The organism is Deltaproteobacteria bacterium, assembly GCA_040223695.1.
In the GTDB taxonomy this organism is placed as follows: domain Bacteria; phylum Desulfobacterota_D; class UBA1144; order Nemesobacterales; family UBA2774; genus JAVKFU01.
On sequence record JAVKFU010000002.1, the window covers coordinates 1 to 22,946 of the forward strand.

General features: G+C 51.1%; 20 protein-coding genes. 15 read left to right on the forward strand and 5 right to left on the reverse strand.

What is annotated here, in order from left to right:
* Window positions 1-601 precede the first annotated feature (601 nt).
* The gene (locus RIG61_00015) at window positions 602-1,834 is read right to left on the reverse strand and encodes an RNA polymerase sigma factor RpoD/SigA (protein ID MEQ9617542.1); all 1,233 of its coding nucleotides are present in this window, start codon (window positions 1,832-1,834) and stop codon (window positions 602-604) included.
* Between the two features lie 412 nt (window positions 1,835-2,246).
* On the opposite strand from RIG61_00015, the gene RIG61_00020 reads away from it, so the two are divergent.
* From RIG61_00020 to RIG61_00030, 3 genes are all read left to right on the forward strand, one after another.
* The gene (locus RIG61_00020; protein ID MEQ9617543.1) at window positions 2,247-3,173 is read left to right on the forward strand and encodes an NAD-dependent epimerase/dehydratase family protein; all 927 of its coding nucleotides are present in this window, start codon (window positions 2,247-2,249) and stop codon (window positions 3,171-3,173) included.
* Window positions 3,174-3,329: 156 nt separating this feature from the next.
* Window positions 3,330-3,533: a hypothetical protein gene (locus RIG61_00025; protein MEQ9617544.1), complete on the forward strand. Its 204-nt coding sequence runs from the start codon at window positions 3,330-3,332 to the stop codon at window positions 3,531-3,533.
* Window positions 3,530-3,739 carry a hypothetical protein gene (locus RIG61_00030; GenBank protein ID MEQ9617545.1) on the forward strand — a complete coding sequence of 70 codons (210 nt, stop codon included), beginning with the start codon at window positions 3,530-3,532 and terminating at the stop codon, window positions 3,737-3,739. The genes RIG61_00025 and RIG61_00030 overlap by 4 nt, the downstream gene beginning before the upstream one ends.
* A 28-nt stretch (window positions 3,740-3,767) precedes the next feature.
* Here RIG61_00030 and guaA read toward each other — a convergent pair whose 3' ends face one another.
* The 4 genes from guaA to RIG61_00050 form a co-directional block, all read right to left on the reverse strand.
* Window positions 3,768-5,300 carry a glutamine-hydrolyzing GMP synthase gene (gene guaA / locus RIG61_00035; GenBank protein ID MEQ9617546.1) on the reverse strand — a complete coding sequence of 511 codons (1,533 nt, stop codon included), beginning with the start codon at window positions 5,298-5,300 and terminating at the stop codon, window positions 3,768-3,770.
* Between the two features lie 72 nt (window positions 5,301-5,372).
* On the reverse strand, window positions 5,373-6,848 hold the full coding sequence (gene guaB / locus RIG61_00040) for an IMP dehydrogenase (GenBank protein MEQ9617547.1): 1,476 nt from the start codon (window positions 6,846-6,848) through the stop codon (window positions 5,373-5,375).
* Window positions 6,849-6,861: 13 nt separating this feature from the next.
* On the reverse strand, window positions 6,862-7,230 hold the full coding sequence (locus RIG61_00045) for a hypothetical protein (GenBank protein ID MEQ9617548.1): 369 nt from the start codon (window positions 7,228-7,230) through the stop codon (window positions 6,862-6,864).
* 217 nt (window positions 7,231-7,447) lie between these two features.
* Window positions 7,448-8,854: a zinc-ribbon domain-containing protein gene (locus RIG61_00050; protein ID MEQ9617549.1), complete on the reverse strand. Its 1,407-nt coding sequence runs from the start codon at window positions 8,852-8,854 to the stop codon at window positions 7,448-7,450.
* 209 nt (window positions 8,855-9,063) lie between these two features.
* On the opposite strand from RIG61_00050, the gene RIG61_00055 reads away from it, so the two are divergent.
* From RIG61_00055 to RIG61_00110, 12 genes are all read left to right on the forward strand, one after another.
* Entirely contained in the window at window positions 9,064-10,092 is a 1,029-nt protein-coding gene (locus RIG61_00055) for an FAD:protein FMN transferase (GenBank protein ID MEQ9617550.1), read from the forward strand.
* Window positions 10,093-10,300: 208 nt separating this feature from the next.
* Entirely contained in the window at window positions 10,301-11,509 is a 1,209-nt protein-coding gene (locus RIG61_00060; protein ID MEQ9617551.1) for a bifunctional 3,4-dihydroxy-2-butanone-4-phosphate synthase/GTP cyclohydrolase II, read from the forward strand.
* Window positions 11,510-11,522: 13 nt separating this feature from the next.
* The gene (ribH, locus tag RIG61_00065; GenBank protein MEQ9617552.1) at window positions 11,523-11,999 is read left to right on the forward strand and encodes a 6,7-dimethyl-8-ribityllumazine synthase; all 477 of its coding nucleotides are present in this window, start codon (window positions 11,523-11,525) and stop codon (window positions 11,997-11,999) included.
* Window positions 12,000-12,010: 11 nt separating this feature from the next.
* Window positions 12,011-12,451 (forward strand): transcription antitermination factor NusB, encoded by a 441-nt coding sequence (gene nusB / locus RIG61_00070; GenBank protein MEQ9617553.1) that lies wholly within the window; start codon window positions 12,011-12,013, stop codon window positions 12,449-12,451.
* A gap of 1 nt (window position 12,452) precedes the next feature.
* Complete coding sequence (trpD, locus tag RIG61_00075) at window positions 12,453-13,472, forward strand: anthranilate phosphoribosyltransferase (GenBank protein MEQ9617554.1); 1,020 nt, start codon at window positions 12,453-12,455, stop codon at window positions 13,470-13,472.
* Between the two features lie 19 nt (window positions 13,473-13,491).
* Window positions 13,492-14,280, forward strand: a complete 789-nt coding sequence (gene trpC, locus RIG61_00080) for an indole-3-glycerol phosphate synthase TrpC (GenBank protein ID MEQ9617555.1) — start codon at window positions 13,492-13,494, stop codon at window positions 14,278-14,280.
* Window positions 14,281-14,372: 92 nt separating this feature from the next.
* Window positions 14,373-14,687, forward strand: coding sequence for a hypothetical protein (locus tag RIG61_00085; GenBank protein MEQ9617556.1), 315 nt, complete (start codon window positions 14,373-14,375; stop codon window positions 14,685-14,687).
* A 153-nt stretch (window positions 14,688-14,840) separates the two neighbouring features.
* Complete coding sequence (locus RIG61_00090; GenBank protein ID MEQ9617557.1) at window positions 14,841-16,328, forward strand: TolC family protein; 1,488 nt, start codon at window positions 14,841-14,843, stop codon at window positions 16,326-16,328.
* A gap of 1 nt (window position 16,329) precedes the next feature.
* Entirely contained in the window at window positions 16,330-17,517 is a 1,188-nt protein-coding gene (locus RIG61_00095; protein MEQ9617558.1) for an efflux RND transporter periplasmic adaptor subunit, read from the forward strand.
* Window positions 17,518-17,554: 37 nt separating this feature from the next.
* Complete coding sequence (locus RIG61_00100; protein ID MEQ9617559.1) at window positions 17,555-20,665, forward strand: efflux RND transporter permease subunit; 3,111 nt, start codon at window positions 17,555-17,557, stop codon at window positions 20,663-20,665.
* 132 nt (window positions 20,666-20,797) lie between these two features.
* Window positions 20,798-21,613 carry an SDR family oxidoreductase gene (locus RIG61_00105; protein ID MEQ9617560.1) on the forward strand — a complete coding sequence of 272 codons (816 nt, stop codon included), beginning with the start codon at window positions 20,798-20,800 and terminating at the stop codon, window positions 21,611-21,613.
* A 58-nt stretch (window positions 21,614-21,671) separates the two neighbouring features.
* Window positions 21,672-22,565, forward strand: coding sequence for an SMP-30/gluconolactonase/LRE family protein (locus RIG61_00110; protein ID MEQ9617561.1), 894 nt, complete (start codon window positions 21,672-21,674; stop codon window positions 22,563-22,565).
* The last annotated feature ends 381 nt before the right edge of the window (window positions 22,566-22,946 follow it).

The window sequence follows — 22,946 nt, forward strand, 5'->3', positions numbered from 1 at the left end:
AAATCCAGTCCTTAATCTTTAGCAGTCATTCTGAACACCGATTCAGGATCTCGTCTTTTTCCTTTCCCGACATTACAGAAATTGCGTTAAAAAAATAAATTACGGAATCGTAAAAATATTTTAGGGTACGATCCCGAACAATCGAGGAATCGGACGCCCTTTCCCATAATCAATAATGTCATTAGTTTCTATCCACTAAACTAGGATGTAATTAGGGGGGAATTAAAAGATTTTAGCCTTAATAAGATATATTCAGCCACATTCTGTGCAGTCGATGATTTTTGTTTCTTTTTATCAAGAAAAAGAAAATATAATTTTTATCTTTTATCAGCCATTGTAAAACGAATCGCGGCAATCTCGTCTTGTGATTTAATCCGTGCAAGCTGGAAAGGAATTTGAGCAAGAGAGTAATCAGACGCCTCCAAAAGAAGGCGATTATGTTGCTTTGTGAGTATTGCTTATGAGGATTTCCTGCCCGGAAAGCAGTATATGGTTTCCCTCCGCTTTTAGAGCGAAGGCGTTCCGGCCATCGTAAGACTTCTACCTCTTTACCCGCCTCTCTCCGGGGTCACAGGACCCAGTATCCGTTTTAAGATCCCTGTCAGCAGGTTATAAAATCCTTTAATATCCCGCCCGTCTTCAATTGTCTCAGTTTTTTAAGCGCCCTTCTCTCTATCTGCCTTATCCGTTCCCTCGTAAGGCTGTACCTGGTACCGATTTCGTCGAGCGTATAGGAATCGTCGTACCCGATTCCGAACCTCATTCTCAAAATGTCCTCTTCCCTGTCGCTCAAATTCGAAAGGGCCTCCTCAATTTTTTCACTCATCGAAACCTGGGCCAGCAACGAGTCGGTTGGCATGCGATCGTCCGGTATGAAGTCTGCGTAACTGCTTCTCGTCTCTCCTCCGTTCGAGTGTGCGGCATCGAGATACACTATGTTCGTAGAGGTGGCTTTTATAACCTTTGACACCTTTTTTACGCTTAGTCCGGATTCCTGGGCGACTTCTTCAATATCCGGATTCTCTCCGTTCTCACCGCGCAGCATGTTTGTAGTTCTTGTTATCTTATTAGCTTGTTCCAGCACGCGGACAGGTATTCTGATAACCCTGGTCTGGTCGAATAGCGACCTGGTTATGCTCTGTATGATCCACCAGGAAGCGTAGGTGGAGAATCTGTACCCCTTCGTCGGGTCGAATTTCTCTACGGCTTTCATGAGGCCGATATTCCCTTCCTGTATTATATCGGCTAACGGCAATCCGCGGCTCATATAATTTTTAGCAATGCTTATTACGAGCCTGAGGTTTGATTTGATAAATTTATCCTTGTTGAGGGTTTCTTTGGTCTTATATGCCCTGTGAAGTGCTGTGAGCCTGCTCAGTCTCATCTTCAAGGGCATTTTGTTGCCGTAAACTGTAGCTTTTTTGGAATTTTTTCTTCGTGAGATCTTTCCATTCCCGTTGACCTGGCGGCAGGAGCACGCTCCGTTTATTTTTTGTTTTCCCTGGGTTTGCCTGGTCAGCTCTTTTATAACTGCTTCCAGCTTTTTTGCCTTTGAACTGTACTCTTTTATCTTTATGGCTATTCTCAGCTCCTGTGAAGCCGTCATAAGAGACTCCGTTCCCACTTCCTTGAAATAAGACTGAAGAAGTTTGTAGTCGTCGTCAGCTATTACTTTACTTTTACCTTTGCCTTTACCATTGAAACTACCGTTTTTTGCGTTGTGGTCGCTGTGGGATTCGTTGATCATAATTTTTTCCCTGCCTTGGCCGTTATGCTTACTCATAATGCCTGTAAATAAATTTCGCGACTGTTCTCTTACGTTGTTTCTACTCATCTCGTCCTCCGGTTTTTTTATCCTCCGCGTAGAACTGATGCAATGTTCATGCCATGAAGCAAACATTCCACGTAACTATCCGGTATAAAAGAAATAATCGGAAAATTCCTCGGAATCTTAATTCTGCGCTGGGGCTGTGAATAATGACAAAAAATGTCATTGTAGTAGTAGATGGTCGTAAATTGAGAGCGAAAACTGTTCCCCCCCGTTTACGTGAATTGTGCATTTACTGACTGTAAAATCAGCTTAATAACCCTGCTCGAACAATTTTTGTGACGGCTACGATTTATGGTTGAAAGAGCATGGCGGATTATTGACAAGATGGCGGATAGAAGTAAATATTAGCGTTGCGATGTGAATATTTTTTTTCGATTTCAGTATAATAAGAGAAAAACTTCGAGGTGATACTTAAATGAAAATTCTAGTAACCGGGGGCGCGGGATTCATAGGGTCCTGGGTGGCGGATTCATACCTAGGGGAAGGGCACGATGTTTTGGTGCTTGACGATCTGTCCTCGGGAATAATTGAAAACGTGCCGGAGAAGGCGGATTTCATAAAGGGCGATATCAGGGAGCGCGAGGTGATTGACAGGGCCATCGCGGCGTTCAAGCCCGATATTGTAAACCATCACGCTGCTCAGATAGATGTGAGAAAGTCAGTCGAAGACCCCGTTTTCGACGCGTCGGTTAATATTCTCGGGACACTTAATCTTATCGAATCCTCTTTAAAGCACGGTGTAAAGAGGTTTGTTTTCGCCTCCACAGGCGGGGCCATATACGGCGAGCCCGAGGATATACCCGCCGATGAAAAGACGCCGCCTATGCCCATCTCCGCCTACGGCACATCCAAGTATGCCGTCGAGAAGTATCTCGAATACTATAAGAGTATTTACTCGCTTGACTATGTCGCTCTCAGATACGCCAATGTCTACGGGCCCAGACAGAATCCTCACGGGGAAGCCGGAGTAGTCGCGATTTTCTGCAGCCGCATACTTTCGGGCGAGCCCTGCAAAATTTTCGGTGACGGCGGTCAGACAAGGGATTATGTATTCGCGGGCGATGTTGCGCGCGCCAGTTTAAAAGCCCTCGGCGCCCCTTCCGGCAGCTACAACATAGGGACCGGGATCGAGACATCAGTTACTGAGCTTGTAAAGGAGCTTGAGCTTGCCTCCGGAACAGACGTCAAAGTGGAGCACGCCGAAGAACGCGCGGGGGAAGTGCGGAGGATAAGTCTCGATGCCGAGCTTGCCGGAAAGGTGTTAGGCTGGAAGCCCGAAATTCAACTTTCGGAAGGCATAAAAAAAACCTGGGAATGGTTCAGGGAAAGTCCTGAATCCTGAAAAGTAATTAACCGCTTCCGTGCGCGCGAAACCGGGAAAGAGTCTTCTCGTATTCCTTAATCGTTTAGGTAATATTCATGATCTGAAGGCACCCCCGGGACTGAATTGCGTATCGGCATTGATTAGGTATCCTTAATTTCTTCGGAGGAGCGATTAATGAAGAAAACGGAAGAATTTCTCTATGACGTAAGAATAGCGCAAAGGCATTTGAGGGAAGGGGCTATAACGAAGAAGGAATACGATAAATATATAGCCGGCCTGCCCGACGTGGAAGCCAACAGCGAGCCGCTCATAATAGAAGACGAGAACGAAGGCCCCGCTCAGGAACTGGAAGAATCGGAAGAGGAAGAAGTTGAATGAAATGGGATTATAAAGTTGTATCCGTAGATAAGCTTTTTCAGGGCAGCGATGACCACGACATAGCGGTATCCAAAGAGGCTGCTTCCGCCAGAAGGAGCAAGCAGGGAGTGGGTGTCGAAAGCGCTTTAAATCAGCTTGGGGAGGATTCCTGGGAGCTTGTCACTATAGCCGGGGAATTCGGAATTTTTAAAAAGCCTAAAAATTAAACTTCATTCGGGGTAAGCGGGCATTTTTTCACTCCCACTCAATTGTGCTCGGGGGTTTGGTGGATATATCGTAAACAACCCTGTTTACGCCCCTTACTTCATTAATAATCCGGACCGAAATTTTTTCGAGCAAATCATAGGGTATTCTCGCCCAGCCGGCCGTCATACCGTCCAGGCTCGTTACGGCCCTGAGCGCCACTACGTTCTCGTAAGTCCTCTCGTCCCCCATGACCCCTACCGTTTTTACGGGTATAAATACACAAAATGCCTGCCAGATATCGTCATAAACGCCGGCTTTTTTTATTTCCTCTATAAATATATTATCGGCGAGCCTTAATATTTCGAGCCTCTCCCCGGTTATTTCGCCCATGATTCTTATTCCGAGTCCGGGACCCGGGAACGGGTGACGGTTCAATATTTCCCCCGGAACTCCGAGCTCGTATCCGACGGCCCTCACCTCGTCTTTAAACAGCTCTCTTAGGGGCTCGACAAGTTTGAGCTTCATGATTTCGGGCAGTCCGCCGACGTTATGATGAGATTTTATTGTCGCGGACGGTCCCTTGACGCTTACGCTTTCGATTACATCGGGGTATAGGGTCCCCTGGGCGAGGTACTCCGCGCCCTCGATTTTAGACGCCTCCTCATCGAACACGTTTATAAACTCCTCTCCGATTATCTTTCTCTTCTTCTCGGGATCTGTGACGCCGCTGAGCCTTTCAAGAAATCTCTCCTTCGCGTCAACGTGCACAAGATTAAGCCCCATGTCCCTGAATGAATCCACTACCTCCTCGGCCTCGTTCAGTCTCATAAGGCCCGTATCTACGAAAATGCAGTGAAGCTTGTCCCATATGGCGCGCTCGATTATTACCGCGGCCACCGCAGAATCCACCCCGCCCGAAAGCCCGCATACCACGGTCGAATCCCCCACTTTCTCACGTATGTCGCGTATGGCGGTCTCGACGAACGATTTGGGTGTCCACGAGCTTTCGCATTCGGCGATTTTGAAGAGGAAGTTCGATAGTATCTCTTTGCCGTATTTAGTATGTACGACTTCAGGATGAAACTGTGTCCCGAATATTTTCCGCGTTTCGTGCTTTATGGCGGCGGCGGGAGAGTTTTCACTCTCGGCGATAGATTTGAAGCCCCCGGGCAGTTCCAGAACCCGGTCACCGTGGGACATCCATACATCGCTTTTCTCCGGGATGCCGTGCAGCAGATCGAAGCCGTCCAGCACCCGGAGACTGGCGGGTCCGAACTCCCGCCTCTCGGAGCGCTCTACGATTCCGCCTAACGTCTGAACCGTAAGCTGCATCCCGTAGCAGATTCCCAGGAGAGGGATTTCCAGGTCGAATATTTTGCTGTCGATTTTAGGAGAGTCTTTATCCCAGACGCTTGCGGGGCCGCCGGACAGAATTAACGCCCTGGGTTTCGTTTCCAGGATTTCATCGAGCGGTGTATTAAAAGGTCTTATCTCCGAATATACTCCGAGCTCGCGTATCCTTCTCGCGATAAGCTGGGTATATTGGGATCCGAAATCAAGAACTAATATAGTTTCACGCATATCCGAATAAGCCTTGATTTTCCAGTATTATCAATATTGAGACGGTTAAAAGATTCCGGGTTTTGGGGAAATTCACTCTATTCTGTAATTGGGAGCTTCCTTCGTGATTATAACATCATGAACGTGTCCTTCTCTGAGCCCCGCGTTTGTAACTTTTATAAACTTGCCGTTACTCCTGAGCTCGTCTATCGTTCCGGAGCCGGTATAACCCATGCCCGCCCTGACGCCGCCTATAAGCTGGTAAACGGTTCTCCCGATGGGTCCTCTCGAAGGTATCCTGCCCTCTATTCCTTCGGGCACGAGCTTGGCGTCTATCATATCGTCGCCCTGGTTCTGAGCGTATCTGTCCCTGCTCCCCTTTTTCATGGCCTCAATGGATCCCATGCCTCTGTAAACCTTGTAGGTTCTGCCCTGAAAAAGGATTACTTCTCCCGGAGCTTCGTCCGTTCCGGCGAACAGATTTCCGATCATAACGCTGCGCGCGCCCGCCGCAAGCGCTTTCACAACGTCTCCGGAATACTTTATCCCCCCGTCCGCCACTACGGGCACGCCGTTCAAATCGGCAATTCTCGTAACGTCCTGTATGGCTGAAATCTGAGGCACGCCGATGCCGGCGATCACGCGGGTCGTGCAAATGGAACCCGGCCCGACCCCTACCTTGACTGCGTCGGCGCCGGCCTTTATCATCGCTTCAGCCCCTTCCCCCGTTCCGACGTTGCCGGCTATAAGCTCAACGTTCCTAAAGTTGGATTTAGTCGATTTGATTGCTTCTATCACTCTCTGCGAATGACCGTGAGCCGTGTCGATCACGATGACGTCGCATCCCGCGCTTAACAGCGCCTCTATTCTTTCCTCTCTTTCGGGTCCGATGCCTACCGCCGCCCCGCATCTCAACCTGCCCATTTCGTCTTTACAGGCTGTGGGATATTTCTCTATTTTTTCGATGTCCTTCATTGTGATCAGGCCGCGGAGCTTGAAATCGTTGTTAACGACCGGAAGTTTCTCAATCTTGTATTTATGGAGCAGCTCCTTCGCCTCTTCAAGTGTCGTACCTTCCTTGACAGTGATGAGCCTCTTCTTCGGAGTCATTATCTGCTTGACCTTGAAGTCGAGATTTTTCTCAAATCTGAGATCCCTGAAAGTGATGATTCCCAGAAGGGTTTCGTCCTCGGTGGTAACCGGAAGTCCGGTTATGTTCTGTTTGAGCATAATATCGAGAGCGTCTCTTACTCTGTGTTCCGCGCGCACCGTGAGCGGGTTTACGATCATCCCGCTCTCGTATTTTTTCACCTTATTCACTTCGGCGGCCTGTTGGTGAATCTCCATATTTCTATGAATAATGCCGATGCCGCCTTCCTGCGCCATTGCTATGGACGTGCTCGATTCCGTAACGGTGTCCATTGCGGCGCTCAGAAGCGGTATGTTCAGTTTGATGCCGGGCGTAAGCTGTGTGGACACATCTACATCATTCGGAAGGATTTCCGAATAGGCCGGTACTAAAAGAACGTCATCGAATGTTAGACATTCTTCAATATTTTCAATGCGCATATACTTTTACCCTTTACCTCTTGGTTGTTCTTTTCGAGGTTGTTTTTGCCGGAGCCTTCTTTTTCCGGCTGGCGGCGGTCCGGGTATTTGTATCTTCCGGGACTGATATAAGCCTTGCCGGGGTTTTGACTATCTCTATTATCTTCTTTCTCATCTCCGGAAGGGTTACACCGAGTTCAATCTCGATTTCCTGATCTTTTTCCCCCAGGTTAATGAATACCGGCAGCACGCCGACATATGTTTTGGAATCGACCCTTTCAAAACCCAAAGCCTTTAAGAGCTTTTTGGGTAGTGTCGGAAACTCCAAAGTAGCAATCTCTGCCGTTTCCTGGGGCAGGAGACCGTCCTGGCTAACACTGATTTTAAGACGGGTGGATTTCATATATTACCTCGGATGTCATATTTTAAAAACATCCACAATTTTTGAATACAGTTAATCTGCGCGCTCCCATAAAACTTTTAATTTTTCCGGAAATCGGATTGAATGACAACGCTTTATGTCGGCTATTAAAAAAGTAATTGTACTTGAGTCAATAGAATATATCAAGATGAGTCTTCTCTGGGCTCTCCGCCGTGCTACGGCAATAAAACGGGAAAATTCAGTTTGACACAGGATCCTCGTAATCAGCGATCCTCAGATTGTACTTAAGTCCCAGCACCCTGCTCTGAGGGAGAAAAACGGAGTAAAAGGGTATCGATTCCCCCGGCTGTATGTTGTAATTGAGGCCTGCCAGCTTGTTCGTATTGTAATAGTCTATATTGCCGTTCTTTTTCTTGAGTTTTAAAAGAACGTCCTGAAGAGGCGATACTTTGAGCTCGTTTTCCGTAAATGTATTGCCGGCGTATATGTCATTTTCGAAAAGAATTTGCCCGGCGGACAGGAATTCACTATGTATCTTTACAAAATGTACCGGATGGCGCGCCCTGTTCGTAATTTTTCCCGAAACAATATACAGGGGTCCGTTTCTGGTATTCATCCATCTCCCCGCGTGTTCGGTTATGATGACATCGTTGTGCGCTCTCTCGCTCAGGTCAAGCGGAATTATGGATTGCGCGAGATTGCGTACTTTCTCGGAAGTTTCCTTCGGAATTACCCCGGTGTTAAGGAGTATTATGTAAGATGCGGTTATTATGACTATGAGAACCGCCGCCGCGATAATTCCGTATGCGATACCCCGGAATGCGCCTCCTCCGGATTTGGATCTTGAGGTATGAAGTCCCCGTGATTGGTAGGGGGACCTACGGGATGCGCCGGAAAACCCCTTTTGAGAAAGCGGATTGTTTGAGAGTACATCCATATCTATTGCCAGCTTCTCGGATGATTTACGCCGATACGATGCGCCCGCTTTTTCTTCTTTATACGAATTGTCGTTTAAATCAGCTTCTTCATCATCGATGGCTCTCGTTTCCCTGTCCTCGCTATCCATGCCTCCGTCTTCGTACCGCCCCCCCTCTTCATCCTCGAAAAGCCGGGGTGTGGTGTCGGGAACTTCTACGGGTTCGCGGTCGATTCCCAGTTTTTCCCAGTTAAAGTATTGGTCCTCCGTGTCTGTATCGGGCGAGTGGCTTATTTCAAGCTCTTCGGTTTGTTCCTCGGATTTGCTAATGCTTACAAAATCCTCCCAATTTCCCCCGTCCCCGGTTGCCAGGTCGTCTTTGAGATCATAAGTGAAATCCTTTGATTCGTTTTCCTTCTCCCTTCCGGGCGGCCCCTCCTTCCCTGAAGCATCGCCCGTCCGCTCGTCATCGGTCAACGCATAGCTATCATCCGCGCCGGCCTCTTGATCGCTTTTATCCGCCGCGGGAGATTTATGTCCCGGTTTATCCACTTCGCTGTCAGTCAACGAGTCCTGCTGTTCGTCGCTTTCTTCCCCGTAGGATATCTCTATCTCCCCGGCTGAGAAGGCGTACCCGCAATCGGGACAAGTGACCTTGCCTCCGGGGGTTGTAATTTCGGAGTCCTCTATCTTAAATTTTCTCCTGCACTTTTCGCACTGAATTATCATTCGCTCTTAAGAACCCCGTTATATTTCTAATAATATGAAGTCGTTACATTATAAAAATTAATGCTAACTTGAAGCCGAGTCAATACTTTACAGGCCGGCTTCGAGCATAAGCCGTATATCCGCCCGGACGCTTCGGCGGTCTCCGCGTAATTATATTCAAAATTCCGTTTTTGATATGATATTCTTATGCTCGTACGTTTAAATATAATATGAATAATTCTATACTAAATTTTCAATCGGCGTGTCCGTTTTACATAAACGTATTACTCCTCTTATTCCTCCTGATAATTATCTCGTTTAAACCTGCTTTCCCGGTGGAAGAGGAAACCGTTGAAAGAGCGCAGTATCATATGGGCACGCACGCCGGAGTACTAATCCGGGGCGGGACCAACGATGATGCCGACGCGGCTTTTTCAAGGATAGGGGAGCTTGACGGAAAGCTCTCCGATTATAAGCCCGATAGCGAAATATCGAAAATAAGCAGAATGGCCGGCATTGAGCCTGTCAGGGTGAGCGGGGATACCAGAGATGTCCTGGAAATTGCCCTGTCTGTCGCGGAGGATACCGGAGGCGCGTTCGATCCGACAATCGGCGCCCTTACAATAGGGGTTTACCGCTTCGGCAGGGAGGACGGCCCTCCGCCCGAAGACAGGGATATTGAGAAAGCGAGGGCTTTGGTCGACTACAGGATGCTTAAAATTGACGGTGACCGTGTTTATCTGGAAAAAGAGGGTATGATGCTCGATCTCGGAGGCATCGGCAAGGGTTTCGCCGTTGAGGAGGCGGTAAAGGTTCTAAAGTCTAGGGGAGTAAAGAAAGGCATCGTCTCCCTTTCCGGCGACATCAAGGTTTTCGGTAATGACATTGAAATCGGTATAAAGAACCCCGAAGAAGAGGGGATAATCGCCTCATTCAGGACCGGCACGGATGACCTCGCTATATCTACGAGCGGGGGTTATGAAAGGATAATTGATCCGGGTGGAAAGGCCTATCATCACTTAATCGTATCCGAAACTGGTAAACCGGGCCGCGAGTTCCTCAGCATGACGGTAGTTCTCAGGGGAAACAGCGCTCTGGTTGACGCCTACGCGACTTCTCTCTATGTGATGGGAAAGGATAAAGCGTTTCAGTTTCTGAAGGATCACCCGGAAATCGGTGTTTTTGCCGTTCTTCAAAATGGGGACGTTTACTACAACGAGGCATTCGCCGGAATTGTCCATAGTCTGAATGTCCCGTGACCCTCTCTATTTGTCGGAGCCGCTTTTTTGGGATATTGCTTCTCAAGTGCGCCCGGCAAAGTTTTCATCAACGCCACGGGTCTCTATTACTATCGGCCCGCGAGCCGCCGAATATTTGACAAAACTAGCTTGTCGCATATATTGTAAATCTGATAACCTGTATAATATTAAATAAAGATAATTCTTTAGGGATGAGGTAGAGAATATTATGCCCATTTGCTCGATTGAAGAAGCGGTTTCTGATATTAGAGAGGGGAAGATGGTAATCCTTGTCGACGACAAGGACAGGGAGAATGAAGGCGACCTTGTTGTTGCCGCTGAGTTCGCGAATCCCGAGACTATCAACTTTATGGCCAAGCACGGAAGGGGTCTTATTTGTCTCGCGTTGTCAAAGGAAAACGCGGATCAGATCGGACTCCAGCCTATAAAGCCGGAATACAATCCGGTGCCGCAGTACACGGCCTTTACCATTTCGATAGACGCCTGTAACGGCATTACGACCGGAATTTCGGCTTACGACAGGGCCTCGACCGTAAAGCTTGCGATTTCCGAGGATGCGAGACCGGATGACTTTATACGGCCCGGACACGTGTTCCCCCTGATCAGCAGGCGCGGGGGGGTTTTGGTCAGGGCGGGGCATACGGAGGGCTCGGTAGATCTGGCGCGCCTTGCGAACCTCAGGCCGGCCGCGGTAATTTGCGAGATTATGAATGACGACGGGGACATGGCGCGGCTCCCCGATCTGGAGAAATTCGCCGAAACCCACGGCATCAAAATAGCCTCTATAGCGGATCTGATCAGTCACCGTCTGAGGGCGGAAAGCCTGGTTAGGAGGGCGGCTTCGGCTGTCATTCCAACTGAGTTCGGCGAATTCGAGACCATAGTTTATGAAAGCGATATAGACCCCCAGCATCACGTGGCTTTCGTAAAAGGGGATATCACGCCTGACCAGGGGGTACTTGTAAGGGTTCATTCCGAGTGTCTTACAAGCGATGTTTTCGGCTCACTCAGGTGCGACTGCGGACCACAGATAAAACAGGCCATGCGTATCATAGAAAAGGAGGGTAAGGGGGTTATCCTATATATGAGGCAGGAGGGGAGGGGCATCGGTCTTGTAAACAAGATAAAGGCATATGCGCTCCAGGACGACGGGTTCGATACAGTCGAGGCGAATGAGAAACTCGGCTTTAAACCGGACCTGAGAGATTACGGGATAGGCGCCCAGGTTCTTCTCGACCTGGGGGTCAGGAAAATGAGGCTTCTTACCAATAATCCGAAGAAGATTAAGGGTCTTGAGGGGTTCGGGCTTCAGATAGTGGAGAGAGTGCCTATCGAGATTCCGCCTAACGGAAGGAATTCTAATTATTTAAAGGTTAAGAAAGATAAGCTGGGACACCTTCTTTCAATGGTTGACTGACAAGGAGATAGCCATGCCTGAAACTTATGAAGGGAAGCTGGATGCCAAGGGGATTAAGTTTGCGGTTGTCGTAAGCAGGTTTAACGATTTTATCACCGACAGGCTCCTGAGCGGCGCGGTTGACGTCCTTATGAGGCACGGGGCGTCGGAGGGCGATATTGATATTATCAAGGTTCCCGGCTCCTATGAGCTGCTTTATGCGGTGAAAAAAGCGGCCGAAAGAAAAAAGTACAATGCCATAATAGCGTTAGGGGCTATTATCAGGGGGGAGACTCCCCACTTCGACTATCTCTCCTCTACGGTTACAAGGGAAATAGTTTCTATAAGCCTCGGTCAGGACGTGCCGGTCACCTCAGGCGTACTTACAACGGAAACACTTGAACAGGCCATTGAGAGAGCAGGTTCAAAAGCGGGGAACCGCGGTGCGGAGGCCGCTTTTTCAGCAATTGAAATGGCTAATCTTACTAAAATACTTTCCCGAAAAAGGTAGTTGCCTTCCATATGGGTAAAAGGAGACGCGCTAGGGAACTTGCGCTCCAGTTTCTATATCAGTACGATGCTTTGCACGAGTTCACGGGAGACTTATCCGGGCTTGAATCGGACCTCTCTATCTTTCTGGAGGGAAGCGGTATAAGCCTTGATGATGAGATGAGGGAATTCTCCACCCTGCTTATAAAGGGAACCTGCAAAAATCTTCCCGGTATAGATGAAATTCTCGGACGGTTTTCGGAACACTGGCGTCTGTCGAGGATGTCGAACATAGACAGGAATATTTTACGCGTGGCCGCCTACGAGCTGATTTACTTGAGCAACATACCTCATGCTGTTACCATAAACGAGGCCGTTGAGCTGGGAAAGAGGTTCGGTACCGAGGAATCCGGGTCTTTCATTAACGGGATTCTGGATAAAATCAGGCTTGCCCAGGATAAAGGTGAAATCTGATATGATGAAAGAAGCCATAGCCAAAGTTGTGGAACGAATCGACCTTGAGGAAGACGAGATGTCCGAGGTCATTGAGATGATGATGGAAGGGGAGGCGACTCCGGGTCAGATTTCCTCCTTCCTTGTCGCGCTCAGAATGAAGGGAGAGTCCGTGTCCGAAATAACCGGCGCGGCAAAGGTGATGCTGGATAAAGCGGCAACGCTCAGTTCTTCCCGTGAAGTCATAGTCGATCTGTGCGGCACGGGCGGGGACAGCCAGGGAACGTTTAACGTCTCGACCGCCGCCTCTTTTGTCGTGGCGGGCGCCGGGGTGCCCGTTGCGAAGCACGGCAATCGCTCGGTATCCAGCTACGTCGGAAGTGCGGACGTTCTCGAAGAGCTCGGTGTCGATATAAATCACTCTACGGAACTGGCGGAGCGTATTCTCGATGAAGCGGGAATCGTATTCCTGTTCGCCCCTCTCTACCATCCGGCGATGAAAAACGTGGCAGGTCCCAGAAAGGAGATAGGGATAAGGACCATATTCAATATACTGGGCCCGATAGTCAATCCGGTCGGGCTAAAGCACCAGGTTATAGGCGTCTACGCTGAAGTGCTGCTCGACCCGGTAGTCAAGGTATTGAGAAACCTGGGGCATAAAAGCGCCATGGTTGTTCACGGCATGGATTCCCTGGATGAAATGACGGTAACGGGCAAGACTGTTGTGGCGGAGCTTAAGGACGGCATGGTGAAAAAGTATAATTTCGAACCTTCGGACCTGGGGTTCAAAAAAAGGAGCATAAGCGAGCTCAAGGGCGGGCGTACCGCAAGGGAAAACGCCGATATTGTACTATCTATACTAAGTGGCGAGGAGAAGGAGGCCAAAAGGGACATAGTCCTTCTCAATGCGGCTGCCGCGATCTATGTTTCCGAGACCAGCCCGGATATGAACGAATCTCTCGAGCGGGCTCAGGAATCACTCGACTCGGGAAAGGCTATGGCAAAGCTTCAAGAGCTCGCCAGGCTTACAAGTAAATCATAGCCTGATTTAGGCTTGTATAATGAAAGGCACGATTCTCGATACGATTCTCGAAAATAAAATAAGTGAAATAGATGAGGCCAGGGAATCCCTCCCGCTTCAATCCTTAAAGGAGCTGCTCAAGGATTCTGAAGCCCCCCGGGATTTCTTCAGGGCCATACGTCCCGGAGGCGCGCTTAAAATTATCGCCGAAATAAAACACGCCTCCCCCTCAAAAGGGGTGTTCAGAGAGGATTTCGATCCCGTTAAAATCGCCCGCAGCTATTCGGACGCAGGCGCCTCGGCACTGTCCGTTCTCACGGACGAGAAGTTTTTCAGGGGCAGTTTGACCTATCTGAGGAAGGTGAGGGAGGCAGTCGGTATCCCCCTTCTGCGTAAGGATTTCATAGTAGATCCGTATCAGGTCTACGAGGCCCGGTATTACGGCGCGGACGCGGTTCTGCTCATCGTGGCGGCGCTCGGGCAGGATATGTTAGAGGAGCTTCTTGAGCTGACTCACTCTCTCGGTTTGAACGCGGTAGTCGAGGTTCACAACGAAGGCGAGCTTGAGAGGGCCCTTCAGGCGGGCAGCAGAATAATCGGCATCAACAACAGGGACCTCCGGACATTCGAGGTTGATCTCGGTGTCTCGGCCAGGCTTGCTAAAATGATACCCCCGGAAATAATCGTAATTGCCGAGAGCGGCATAGGGTCCTCTCGTGACATCGGGAGCCTGAGGGAGGAAGGGGTCCATGTGTTTCTTATAGGCGAGACCTTTATGAAAGCCCCTGACCCGGGAGCAGAGCTTAAAAAACTGATTTCTTCCTGCTGAGGGAGGGGGGAGCTTTCTAAATACCTTGTTACGGTCTATCTTTTAATGATTGATTATCCGGTATTTAAAGCAGAGAGTGTTAAAATCGGTTCATGAGCGATCCCAGGAAAAAGAGGAAAAACCCCTACGTCGCGCTAATTTTGTCCGGCGTTCTGCCCGGTCTCGGCCAGCTTTACAACAACCAGATATTAAAAGGCCTCATACTGGTAGCGCTTAATTTCGTCATAAGCCTCCTTGTGAGGGGCCCTCTTGTCGGATTTATAGAGTCCGGGCTCGACTTTTCCGATAAACCGGCTTTATTCATTTTGGGCGGATATACCGCCGCCGGGCTCGCGCTTCTCGTCTTCGCGATGATCGACGCGAAGAAGACCGCGGACAGGCTGAACAGGGAAAACGGCGTAGCATAGACCCGGATTTTAAACAAAACGGTTTTATCAGCTTGACAATTATGAGTAAAGGATATTATTATTTCGTGTTGTTTTATTGATCTTTTACTCGACAGCGCGGTTACTGGAACCGCCTTTACATTAATCCTTTCTAATCTTGTGTGGAGACTCGATTTGTCTTGCTCTAAATCGGTTTTTCTTTACCTCGCTGTTTTCGTGGCTGCGTTGACTATTTCCTGCGCGAACGGAATCCCGGAGTTCGATCCGTATAAAGAGGCTTCCCCGGCCCCCGGAGTGGAGTGGAAACCCTCCGAGAAGGAGCTGCGAGAGGCCTTTCAGGTCGAGGAACTGCCGACGATACCCGAAGAGCTCAGGCCCGAGGCTGACAGACTAACTCTGTCACAGCTTGTCGACATTGCGCTCATCAATAACCCTACGACCCAGCAGGCGTGGCAGGACGCCAGGGCCGCGGCCGCCGCATGGGCCCGGGCGCGCGGTCTCTATTATCCCCAGATAGGCGGCGTTGCGAACTACGCTTACGCGCGGGGCGGCGGGTCATCGACGGGTACCGACCCCTTCAAAGAGCAGTACGGAAACGTCGGCTTGTCGCTTAACTACCTCCTCTTCGATTTCGGCGGCCGCGAGGCCTCTATAGACGCCGCCAGACTCACTCTTATTAACGCGAACTGGAATCAAAATCAGGCGATTCAGAACGTGCTGAACGCGGTGGCGGTCGCGTTTTATAAATACATAGGGAGCAAGGCGCTGGTTCTTGCGGACGAAACGAATTTCGAGGAGGCGAAAACGAGCCTCGAAGCGGCTGATCTCAGGCTGGAGGCGGGGGTCGGCACGCTCCCCGATGTGCTTCAGGCAAGGGCTACTTTGTCGCAGATCGAGCTCGATCTTGTGGAAGACAGGGGTAATGTTGAAATATACCGCGGGGAGCTTGCGACCGTAGTCGGCTGGCCCGCCAATACCGGGTTCGATGTTTCAGGCGACGTAGGCGAATTTCCGCTGGCCCTTCTCGCCGCGAACGTGAACGACCTGATAGATACAGGGATGAGCAACAGGCCGGACCTCGCGGCTGTAAAGGCCATCGTAAGAGAGAAGGAAGCCCTCGTGAGGGAGGCCAGGTCGGAGTTTTTTCCCGAAATCTCGGCCACGGCGCAGCTGCTCAGGTGGTGGGTGAGGCCCGAGGGTCAGTCGAGCGAATATTTTACCAACTACCTGGTCGGTCTCCAGCTGACGGTTCCAATCTTTCAGGGTTTTACCATCATTAACTCAGTCCGCCAGGCAGACGCCGATCTCGAGTCCGCCCGCGCGGCTCTCAGGCTTCAGGAGCAGATTGTGATAAACCGGGTATGGGAGGCCTATTTTAATTTCCGCACCGCGGTCCAGTCCGTAGACGCGGCGGATAATCTGCTCGAAAGCGCCGAAGAGTCCTATGAAGCCTCCCTTGCCCGCTACCGTACGGGCGTAGGCGACATCGTCGAGCTTCTCCAGGCTCAGACCACTCTCGCCGAGGCCAGGGCCGAGCGGGTTCAGGCGGGGACCGATATTTTCACTTCATACGCGAATCTCATAAACGCAATCGGTACGGAGCTTCCGTCCCCGGACCTGCCTCAGGACCTGAATCCTGTCGATGAAGGAGGAGAGAATTAATATGAATAAACTAATTACAGTAGAATCCCGCTACGGTTTACCTCTTGCCCTTTCATCCGCTCTGGTATTTATTCTGACGGCGGCTTTGGGCTGCGGCAAGGACGATGAGAGCAAGACCCCGCCCGCCATGCCCGTGACGGTGGCGGAGGCGAAATCCGAAACGGTTCCGGTTTACCTCGACTATGTGGGGGTAATCAATTCGATTCAGTCGGTGGATATTAACGCGAGGGTAGAGGGATTTTTGATAAAAAGGGCGTTTAAAGACGGCGCCGACGTAAAGGAGGGCGACCTCCTCTTTGTAATAGACCCGAGGCCTTTTGAAGCGGCGCTCAAGGCCGCTCAGGCGGAGCTTGCGGAGAGCAGGGCGGCGCTCGCGTACGCCCGCGAGCAGGTGAGACGCTACAAACCTCTCGTTGAAAAGGATTACATAACGAAAGACGCTTATGACGACTATCTGACACAGGCCGCAGAAGCCCAGGCGTCTGTGGAGGCCGGTGTAGCGAACGTTACTCAGGCGAAGCTCAACTTGAGCTACTGCACCATGTACGCCCCATTTGACGGCAGGATCGGAAGAAGATACGTCGACGTCGGCAACCTTGTCGGAGCCGGGGGAGAGGCCACAAAACTGGCCACAATCGTCCAGCTCGACCCCCTGTACGTTTATTTTACAGTCGCCGAGAAGGATATCCCCGAAGTGCTTAAACAGCAGCGGAAGAGCGACTTGACCGTCAGCATAATTCTCCCGGATGAAAGTGTGCACCCAGAGGACGGAACCGTTGATTTCGTCAATAACGAGGTGGACGTTTCGATGGGAACAATAACAATGCGGGCCGTCGTTCCGAACAGCTCGGAAACCATACTCCCTGGGCAGTACGTCAAGGTCAGGCTTCTGCTGAAAGAACAGCCGGATACGATAGTGGTTCCTCAGCAGGCTATAGGGGATCAGCAGGGCCAAACGTTCGTATACGTCGTCGGCGCGGACAATAAAGCCGAATTCAGGAGCGTAACTGCGGGGCCGGGTTACGGGAAGAACAGAATAATAGAAAAGGGTCTCAAGCCGGGAGAGAAAGTCATAACAGACGGGCTCCAGAAGGTAAAGCCCGGCGCAACCGTAAAACCTGAGACTGCGGCGGAAAAGGCGAAAGAGGCACCGTCTTCGCCCAAGCCGACAATGGGACCCGGTAACTGAGCCGTGAGGCCTTTCGAATCAATAAGGGAGATTTGTCTTGGTTGATTTTTTCATTAACCGTCCCGTGCTGGCGACAGTAGTGGCGATACTGATAACGCTCATTGGCGGTATATCGATTCCCGTGCTGCCCATCGCGCAGTTCCCCGAGATAAGCCCGCCTACGGTCAATGTCACCGCTACGTACACCGGCGCAAGCGCGGAGGTCGTCGAGGAGACCGTAACCACACCTATAGAGGAGCAGGTAAACGGCGTCGAGGGAATGACGTACATGCAGTCAGACAGCTCGAACGACGGCACCATGTCCCTCAATGTTACTTTTGAAATCGGCTACGACCTCGATATAGCCGCCGTTGATGTGCAGAACAGGGTTCAGCTCGCCACGCCCAGAGTGCCGGAAGAGGTAAGCAAGTACGGTATTTCGGTAAATAAACAGTCGACCAGCCTTGTCCTTGCCGTAAACATGATCTCACCCGACGGAACGAGGGACGATCTCTTTTTAAGCAATTATATCGATATCCATATATCTGATGTCCTGAAGCGGATCCCCGGGGTCGGAAACCTGACGATCTGGGGGCAGAGGGAATACTCCATGCGTATATGGCTCGATCCCGACAAGCTCGCGAGCCTTGACCTGACTACAACCGACGTATCAAACGCGATATCCGAGCAGAACGTTCAGGTAGCCGCTGGCGCGATAGGAGAGCCCCCTGTACCCGAGGGCCAGCAGTTTCAGTATACGATCACCACACTCGGCAGGCTCGAGAATGTCGAGCAATTCGAGGACATAATTATACGCGCCAACGAGGACGGTTCGGTGGTTCGCGTCAAAGATGTGGCCCGTGTGGAGCTGGGCGCGGAGGATTACAGCACCGCCGCCACGCTTGACGGCGGCCAGACAATAGGGATCGGCGTCTATCAGCTTCCGGGCGCAAACGCCCTTAACCTCGCGAAAGAAATACGGGCCACAATGGAGGAGCTCAAGAAAAGTTTTCCCGCGGGGGTCGATTACGAGATAATCTATGACACGACGGCTTTTGTCAGAGCGTCGATAGAAGAGGTCGTAATAACCCTCCTGGAAGCCTTCATACTCGTGTTTATAGTCGTATTCGTTTTCCTGCAGAACTTCCGCGCGACACTCATTCCGGCGATAACCATTCCCGTATCATTAATCGGGACCTTTGCGCTAATTAACGCGCTCGGTTTTTCCATCAACACCCTCACGCTCTTCGGCCTCGTGCTGGCGATAGGCCTCGTGGTGGACGACGCCATAGTCGTTGTGGAGAACGTATCCAGAATGATAGAGGAGAAGGGTGTTTCCTCGAAGGAGGCCACGAGCGCCGCGATGAAAGAAGTGACGGGACCGATAGTCGCGACCTCCCTCGTACTCATGGCCGTTTTTGTTCCCGTCTCTTTCATGCCGGGAATAACCGGGCAGCTCTACAGGCAGTTCGCGCTTACAATAGCCTGCTCGGTCGGTATATCCACAATAAATGCCCTTACTTTGAGCCCCGCGCTCTGCACGCTCTTTTTGCGCAGGGAGAGCGGAAAGAAATTCTGGTTCTTCAGGAAATTCGACGAGGGCTTCGACCGATTCAGAAATTCCTATCACGGACTGGTCGGGAGATTGACTACCAGCTGGAAGATCGTCGTAATTGTTTTTGTTGTGCTCATGGGAGCCACGTTTTACATGTTTAAGCTTGTTCCGACCGGTTTCGTACCCGAGGAGGATCAGGGCTATTTCATCGTCAACGTTCAGGGCCCGGAGGGCTCTTCTCTGGAGCGCACCACCGAGACAATGCATCAGGTCTATGAAATACTTATGAATACTCCCGGGATCGACCACGTGGTTGCCATTGCCGGCTTGAATTTCCTTACATCCGCCGCGGACTCCAACTCCGGAGCCATGTTTGCCGTGCTCGCCCCCTGGGGCAAGAGAAAATCCAAGGAGCTTCAGCTCGACTATATGTTATCCAGCGTTCGTAAGAAGTTCGCCGGGGTTCAGGGGGCTGTAGTCGTTGCCTTCAACGCGCCTCCTATACAGGGGTTAAGCTCTACGGGCGGTTTTCAGTTCGAGCTTGAGGACAGGGCGGATTTGGGTCTCCAGACGCTTGCCAAAGTAATGGGCGAGATGGTCGAAGAGGGAAATAAACGGCCCGAGCTTGTCAGCCTCTTCAGCTCCTTTACCGCCGACGTGCCGGGTCTCTACATTGAGCTCGACAGAACAAAGGCAAAGACACAGGGGGTATCCGTATCTGATATCTTCGCAACTTTGCAGGCCTATCTCGGCGCTCTTTATGTTAACGATTTCAACAAATTCGGACGAGTATACAGGGTGTTCATTCAGGCAGAGGACGAGTATCGAACCAGCGCCGAGGATATATCCCGTCTCTATGTGCGCACGCAAACCGGGAGTGTTGTGCCTCTCAGCACCCTTATAGATGTGAAGGAAATAGTCGGACCTGAAACCATTACCCACTACAACCTTTACCGCTCGACCGAAATAGACGGCGACTCCGCCCCCGGCTACAGCTCCGGGCAGGCGATTAACGCCATGGAAGAGCTTGCGGCCAAGATATTGCCGGAGGGCATGGGCTACGAGTGGTCCGGTGTTTCCTATCAGGAAATAAAGGCGGGGAACCTCGCGCCCCTGATCTTCGCCCTCTCCCTCGTATTCGTGTTTTTATTCCTCGCGGCATTATACGAAAGCTGGGCCATGCCGTTTATGGTCATGCTCGCCGTTCCGCTCGCCCTTCTGGGAGCGATGCTGGCTCAGTATATAAGAGGGCTTTCGAACGACGTGTACTGTCAGATCGGTCTCGTCATGCTCATAGGTCTTGCGAGCAAGAACGCAATTTTAATCGTTGAATTCGCCAAGCAGCGCCGCGAAGAGGGCATGGAGATAGTCGATGCCGCGATGCAGGCCGCGCTTATAAGACTGCGGCCCATACTGATGACGGCATTTGCGTTTATTCTTGGCGTAGTTCCCCTCGTATTAGCGAGCGGGGCGGGGGCCAACAGCAGGCATTCGCTCGGCACGGCGGTATTCGGCGGCATGATACTCTCTACGCTTCTGAGCCTCATCGTGGTTCCCGTCTTTTATGTGATTATCGAAAACCTGCGTGAAAGGCGCTCCAAAAGCGCCGCCTGATCAGGTCTGCGCCTGCTCATTCCCCTGTTGTGCCGGTTAATGGAAATTTAACGAATTCCCTGTGTAATAAAGTATTCTTAACTACGGAAAACGGTAAATCCGTTTTATTTTAACCAGTGGGAGGTGATTATCATGGGAAATGAGAAGAACGGCGTTTTAAAAGGCCAGCGCGCGCTCGTGACCGGGTCCAGCTCCGGGATCGGAAAGGCGATTGCGATTGGGCTTGCCGAGGCCGGAGCTTCTGTAGTCGTTAACTACAGAGCAGGAGGAGATAAAGCCGGAGAGGTCGTGGACGAGATAAAAGGGGCGGGCGGAGAGGCCATAGCCCTTCAGGCCGACGTCAGCAGCGAGCAAGAGGTGCAGGAGATGTTCAGTCAGATGATAAAGCGCTACGGGAGCATCGACATACTTGTCAATAACGCGGGAGTTCAGAAAGACGCCCCGTTTCACGAAATGACGCTTGAGCAGTGGAATATGGCCCTGGCTGTCGACCTCACGGGTCAGTTCCTGTGCTCTCGGGAGGCGGTGCGCGAGTTCATGAGAAGGGGGATGACTCCTGATATCTCCTGTGCTCTCGGCAAAATCATTTGCATTTCATCGGTTCATGACTCGATACCCTGGGCGGGGCATGCGAATTACGCCGCCGCCAAGGGCGGAATAAAGATGTTCATGAAGACGATCGCCCAGGAGCTTGCCCCTCAGCGTATAAGGGTAAACGCCATTTCCCCCGGAGCCATCAAGACGGACATCAACAAGTCGGTATGGTCTACGCCCGAAGGCATGAAGGGGCTTCTGACCCTCATACCTTACGGACGCATAGGGGAGGTCGAGGACATCGCAAGAGCCGCCGTATGGCTTGCCTCGGACGACTCGGACTATGTGACGGGCGATGTGCTTTACGTTGACGGAGGAATGATGCTCTACCCCGGCTTCCGGACAGGGGGTTAATTTATATTAACTGGTTCAATCTATAACCGGATCGATTGCCTTGGGACGGGTATTGTCTTTGAAAAGCGTAAAAACATATAGAGCCGAATTGGCGCTGAAAGCGGAAGCGATAGTCGGGGAGTCGCCGGTCTGGAGCGTGCCGGAAAAAGCGCTTTACTGGGTCGATATTACGAGGGGTCAGGTTCATAGATACCGGACGGAGAACAATTCGGACACAGTATATCAACTTCCGCAGCCCGTCTCCGCTCTGTGTTTAAGGGAAAGGGGCGGTCTCGTTCTTGCGCTCAGGGACGGCTTTGCATTTTACGACCCTCCGGCTGACAGACTCACGATGATAAGCGACCCCGAGGCCGGTCTTCCCGACAACAGGTTCAATGATGCCAAATGCGACAGGCAGGGCAGGTTCTGGGGCGGCACCATGTCCGATACCGAGTGGGACAAGCCCTCCGGAAGCTTATACAGGCTCGGCACTGATTTGAGTGTAACCAGGGTTATCCCGGACGTTGTTTGCTCGAACGGGATGGGCTGGAGTCCCGAGGGCGGCATAATGTATCACACGGAGAGCTTCAGGTACGCCGTTTTCAAATACGATTTCGAGGTAGAAACGGGCGCTGTCTCAAACAGGAGAGTATTCGCGGAAGTCGACAAATCAACGGGCGCGTTCCCCGACGGGCTTACCGTGGACTCGGAGGGCTGCGTCTGGAGCGTGCATAACGCCGCGGGCAGTGTGGTGCGTTACGATACCTCGGGCAGGGCTATTGCAGAAGTCGAAGTACCCGTGCCCCGCCCGTGCGGCTGTATTTTCGGGGGAGAGAAAATGGACAGGCTCTTCATCACTACTGCGAGAGAGACTATGAGCGGGGCCGACTTGAAGAAATATCTCCTGAGCGGAAGCGTCTTTGTCGTAGAGCCCGGCGTAGCAGGCCTCCCGGAGCCCTATTTTAAAGGTTAAAATTTCGTCTTTGCCTTTATAATATTTGATCCGTCATCCTGAATTGCGGTTGTGAGCAACCAAGCAACCGCGGTCAGGGAGTAATATCAAGTTGCTGATGTTCCCTGGTCATACACTGATAAAACCAGCACGAAGCTTTATTCTTTCTCTCTCCCACGCATGGGAGAGGGTCAGGGTGAGGGGTTTATTTTTTCAAACCGTTCGTCCTGAGTCCAATCGAAGGACGCCTCTCTTTAGCCCACTCCTCAGCCTCCTCTATCCTGTCATTTCGACCCCTTCGATAAACTCAGGATAAACTCCGGGAGAAATCCCGTCTTAATCCTTTCCCTGTCATTGCGAGCGCAGTGAAACGGAGCGCGGCAATCTTAAATCCGTCATTCT

Excerpts from the sequence above, each read along its gene's own strand:
- RIG61_00030 (MEQ9617545.1), top strand. The coding sequence starts at position 3,530 with ATGAAATGGGATTATAAAGTTGTATCCGTAGATAAGCTTTTTCAGGGC.
- nusB (MEQ9617553.1), top strand. The coding sequence starts at position 12,011 with ATGGGTAAAAGGAGACGCGCTAGGGAACTTGCGCTCCAGTTTCTATAT.
- RIG61_00045 (MEQ9617548.1), bottom strand. The coding sequence starts at position 7,230 with ATGAAATCCACCCGTCTTAAAATCAGTGTTAGCCAGGACGGTCTCCTG.
- RIG61_00105 (MEQ9617560.1), top strand. The coding sequence starts at position 20,798 with ATGGGAAATGAGAAGAACGGCGTTTTAAAAGGCCAGCGCGCGCTCGTG.
- RIG61_00085 (MEQ9617556.1), top strand. The coding sequence starts at position 14,373 with ATGAGCGATCCCAGGAAAAAGAGGAAAAACCCCTACGTCGCGCTAATT.
- RIG61_00055 (MEQ9617550.1), top strand. The coding sequence starts at position 9,064 with ATGAATAATTCTATACTAAATTTTCAATCGGCGTGTCCGTTTTACATA.
- guaA (MEQ9617546.1), bottom strand. The coding sequence starts at position 5,300 with ATGCGTGAAACTATATTAGTTCTTGATTTCGGATCCCAATATACCCAG.
- RIG61_00015 (MEQ9617542.1), bottom strand. The coding sequence starts at position 1,834 with ATGAGTAGAAACAACGTAAGAGAACAGTCGCGAAATTTATTTACAGGC.
- ribH (MEQ9617552.1), top strand. The coding sequence starts at position 11,523 with ATGCCTGAAACTTATGAAGGGAAGCTGGATGCCAAGGGGATTAAGTTT.
- trpD (MEQ9617554.1), top strand. The coding sequence starts at position 12,453 with ATGATGAAAGAAGCCATAGCCAAAGTTGTGGAACGAATCGACCTTGAG.
- RIG61_00025 (MEQ9617544.1), top strand. The coding sequence starts at position 3,330 with ATGAAGAAAACGGAAGAATTTCTCTATGACGTAAGAATAGCGCAAAGG.
- guaB (MEQ9617547.1), bottom strand. The coding sequence starts at position 6,848 with ATGCGCATTGAAAATATTGAAGAATGTCTAACATTCGATGACGTTCTT.
- RIG61_00020 (MEQ9617543.1), top strand. The coding sequence starts at position 2,247 with ATGAAAATTCTAGTAACCGGGGGCGCGGGATTCATAGGGTCCTGGGTG.
- trpC (MEQ9617555.1), top strand. The coding sequence starts at position 13,492 with ATGAAAGGCACGATTCTCGATACGATTCTCGAAAATAAAATAAGTGAA.
- RIG61_00050 (MEQ9617549.1), bottom strand. The coding sequence starts at position 8,854 with ATGATAATTCAGTGCGAAAAGTGCAGGAGAAAATTTAAGATAGAGGAC.
- RIG61_00095 (MEQ9617558.1), top strand. The coding sequence starts at position 16,330 with ATGAATAAACTAATTACAGTAGAATCCCGCTACGGTTTACCTCTTGCC.
- RIG61_00060 (MEQ9617551.1), top strand. The coding sequence starts at position 10,301 with ATGCCCATTTGCTCGATTGAAGAAGCGGTTTCTGATATTAGAGAGGGG.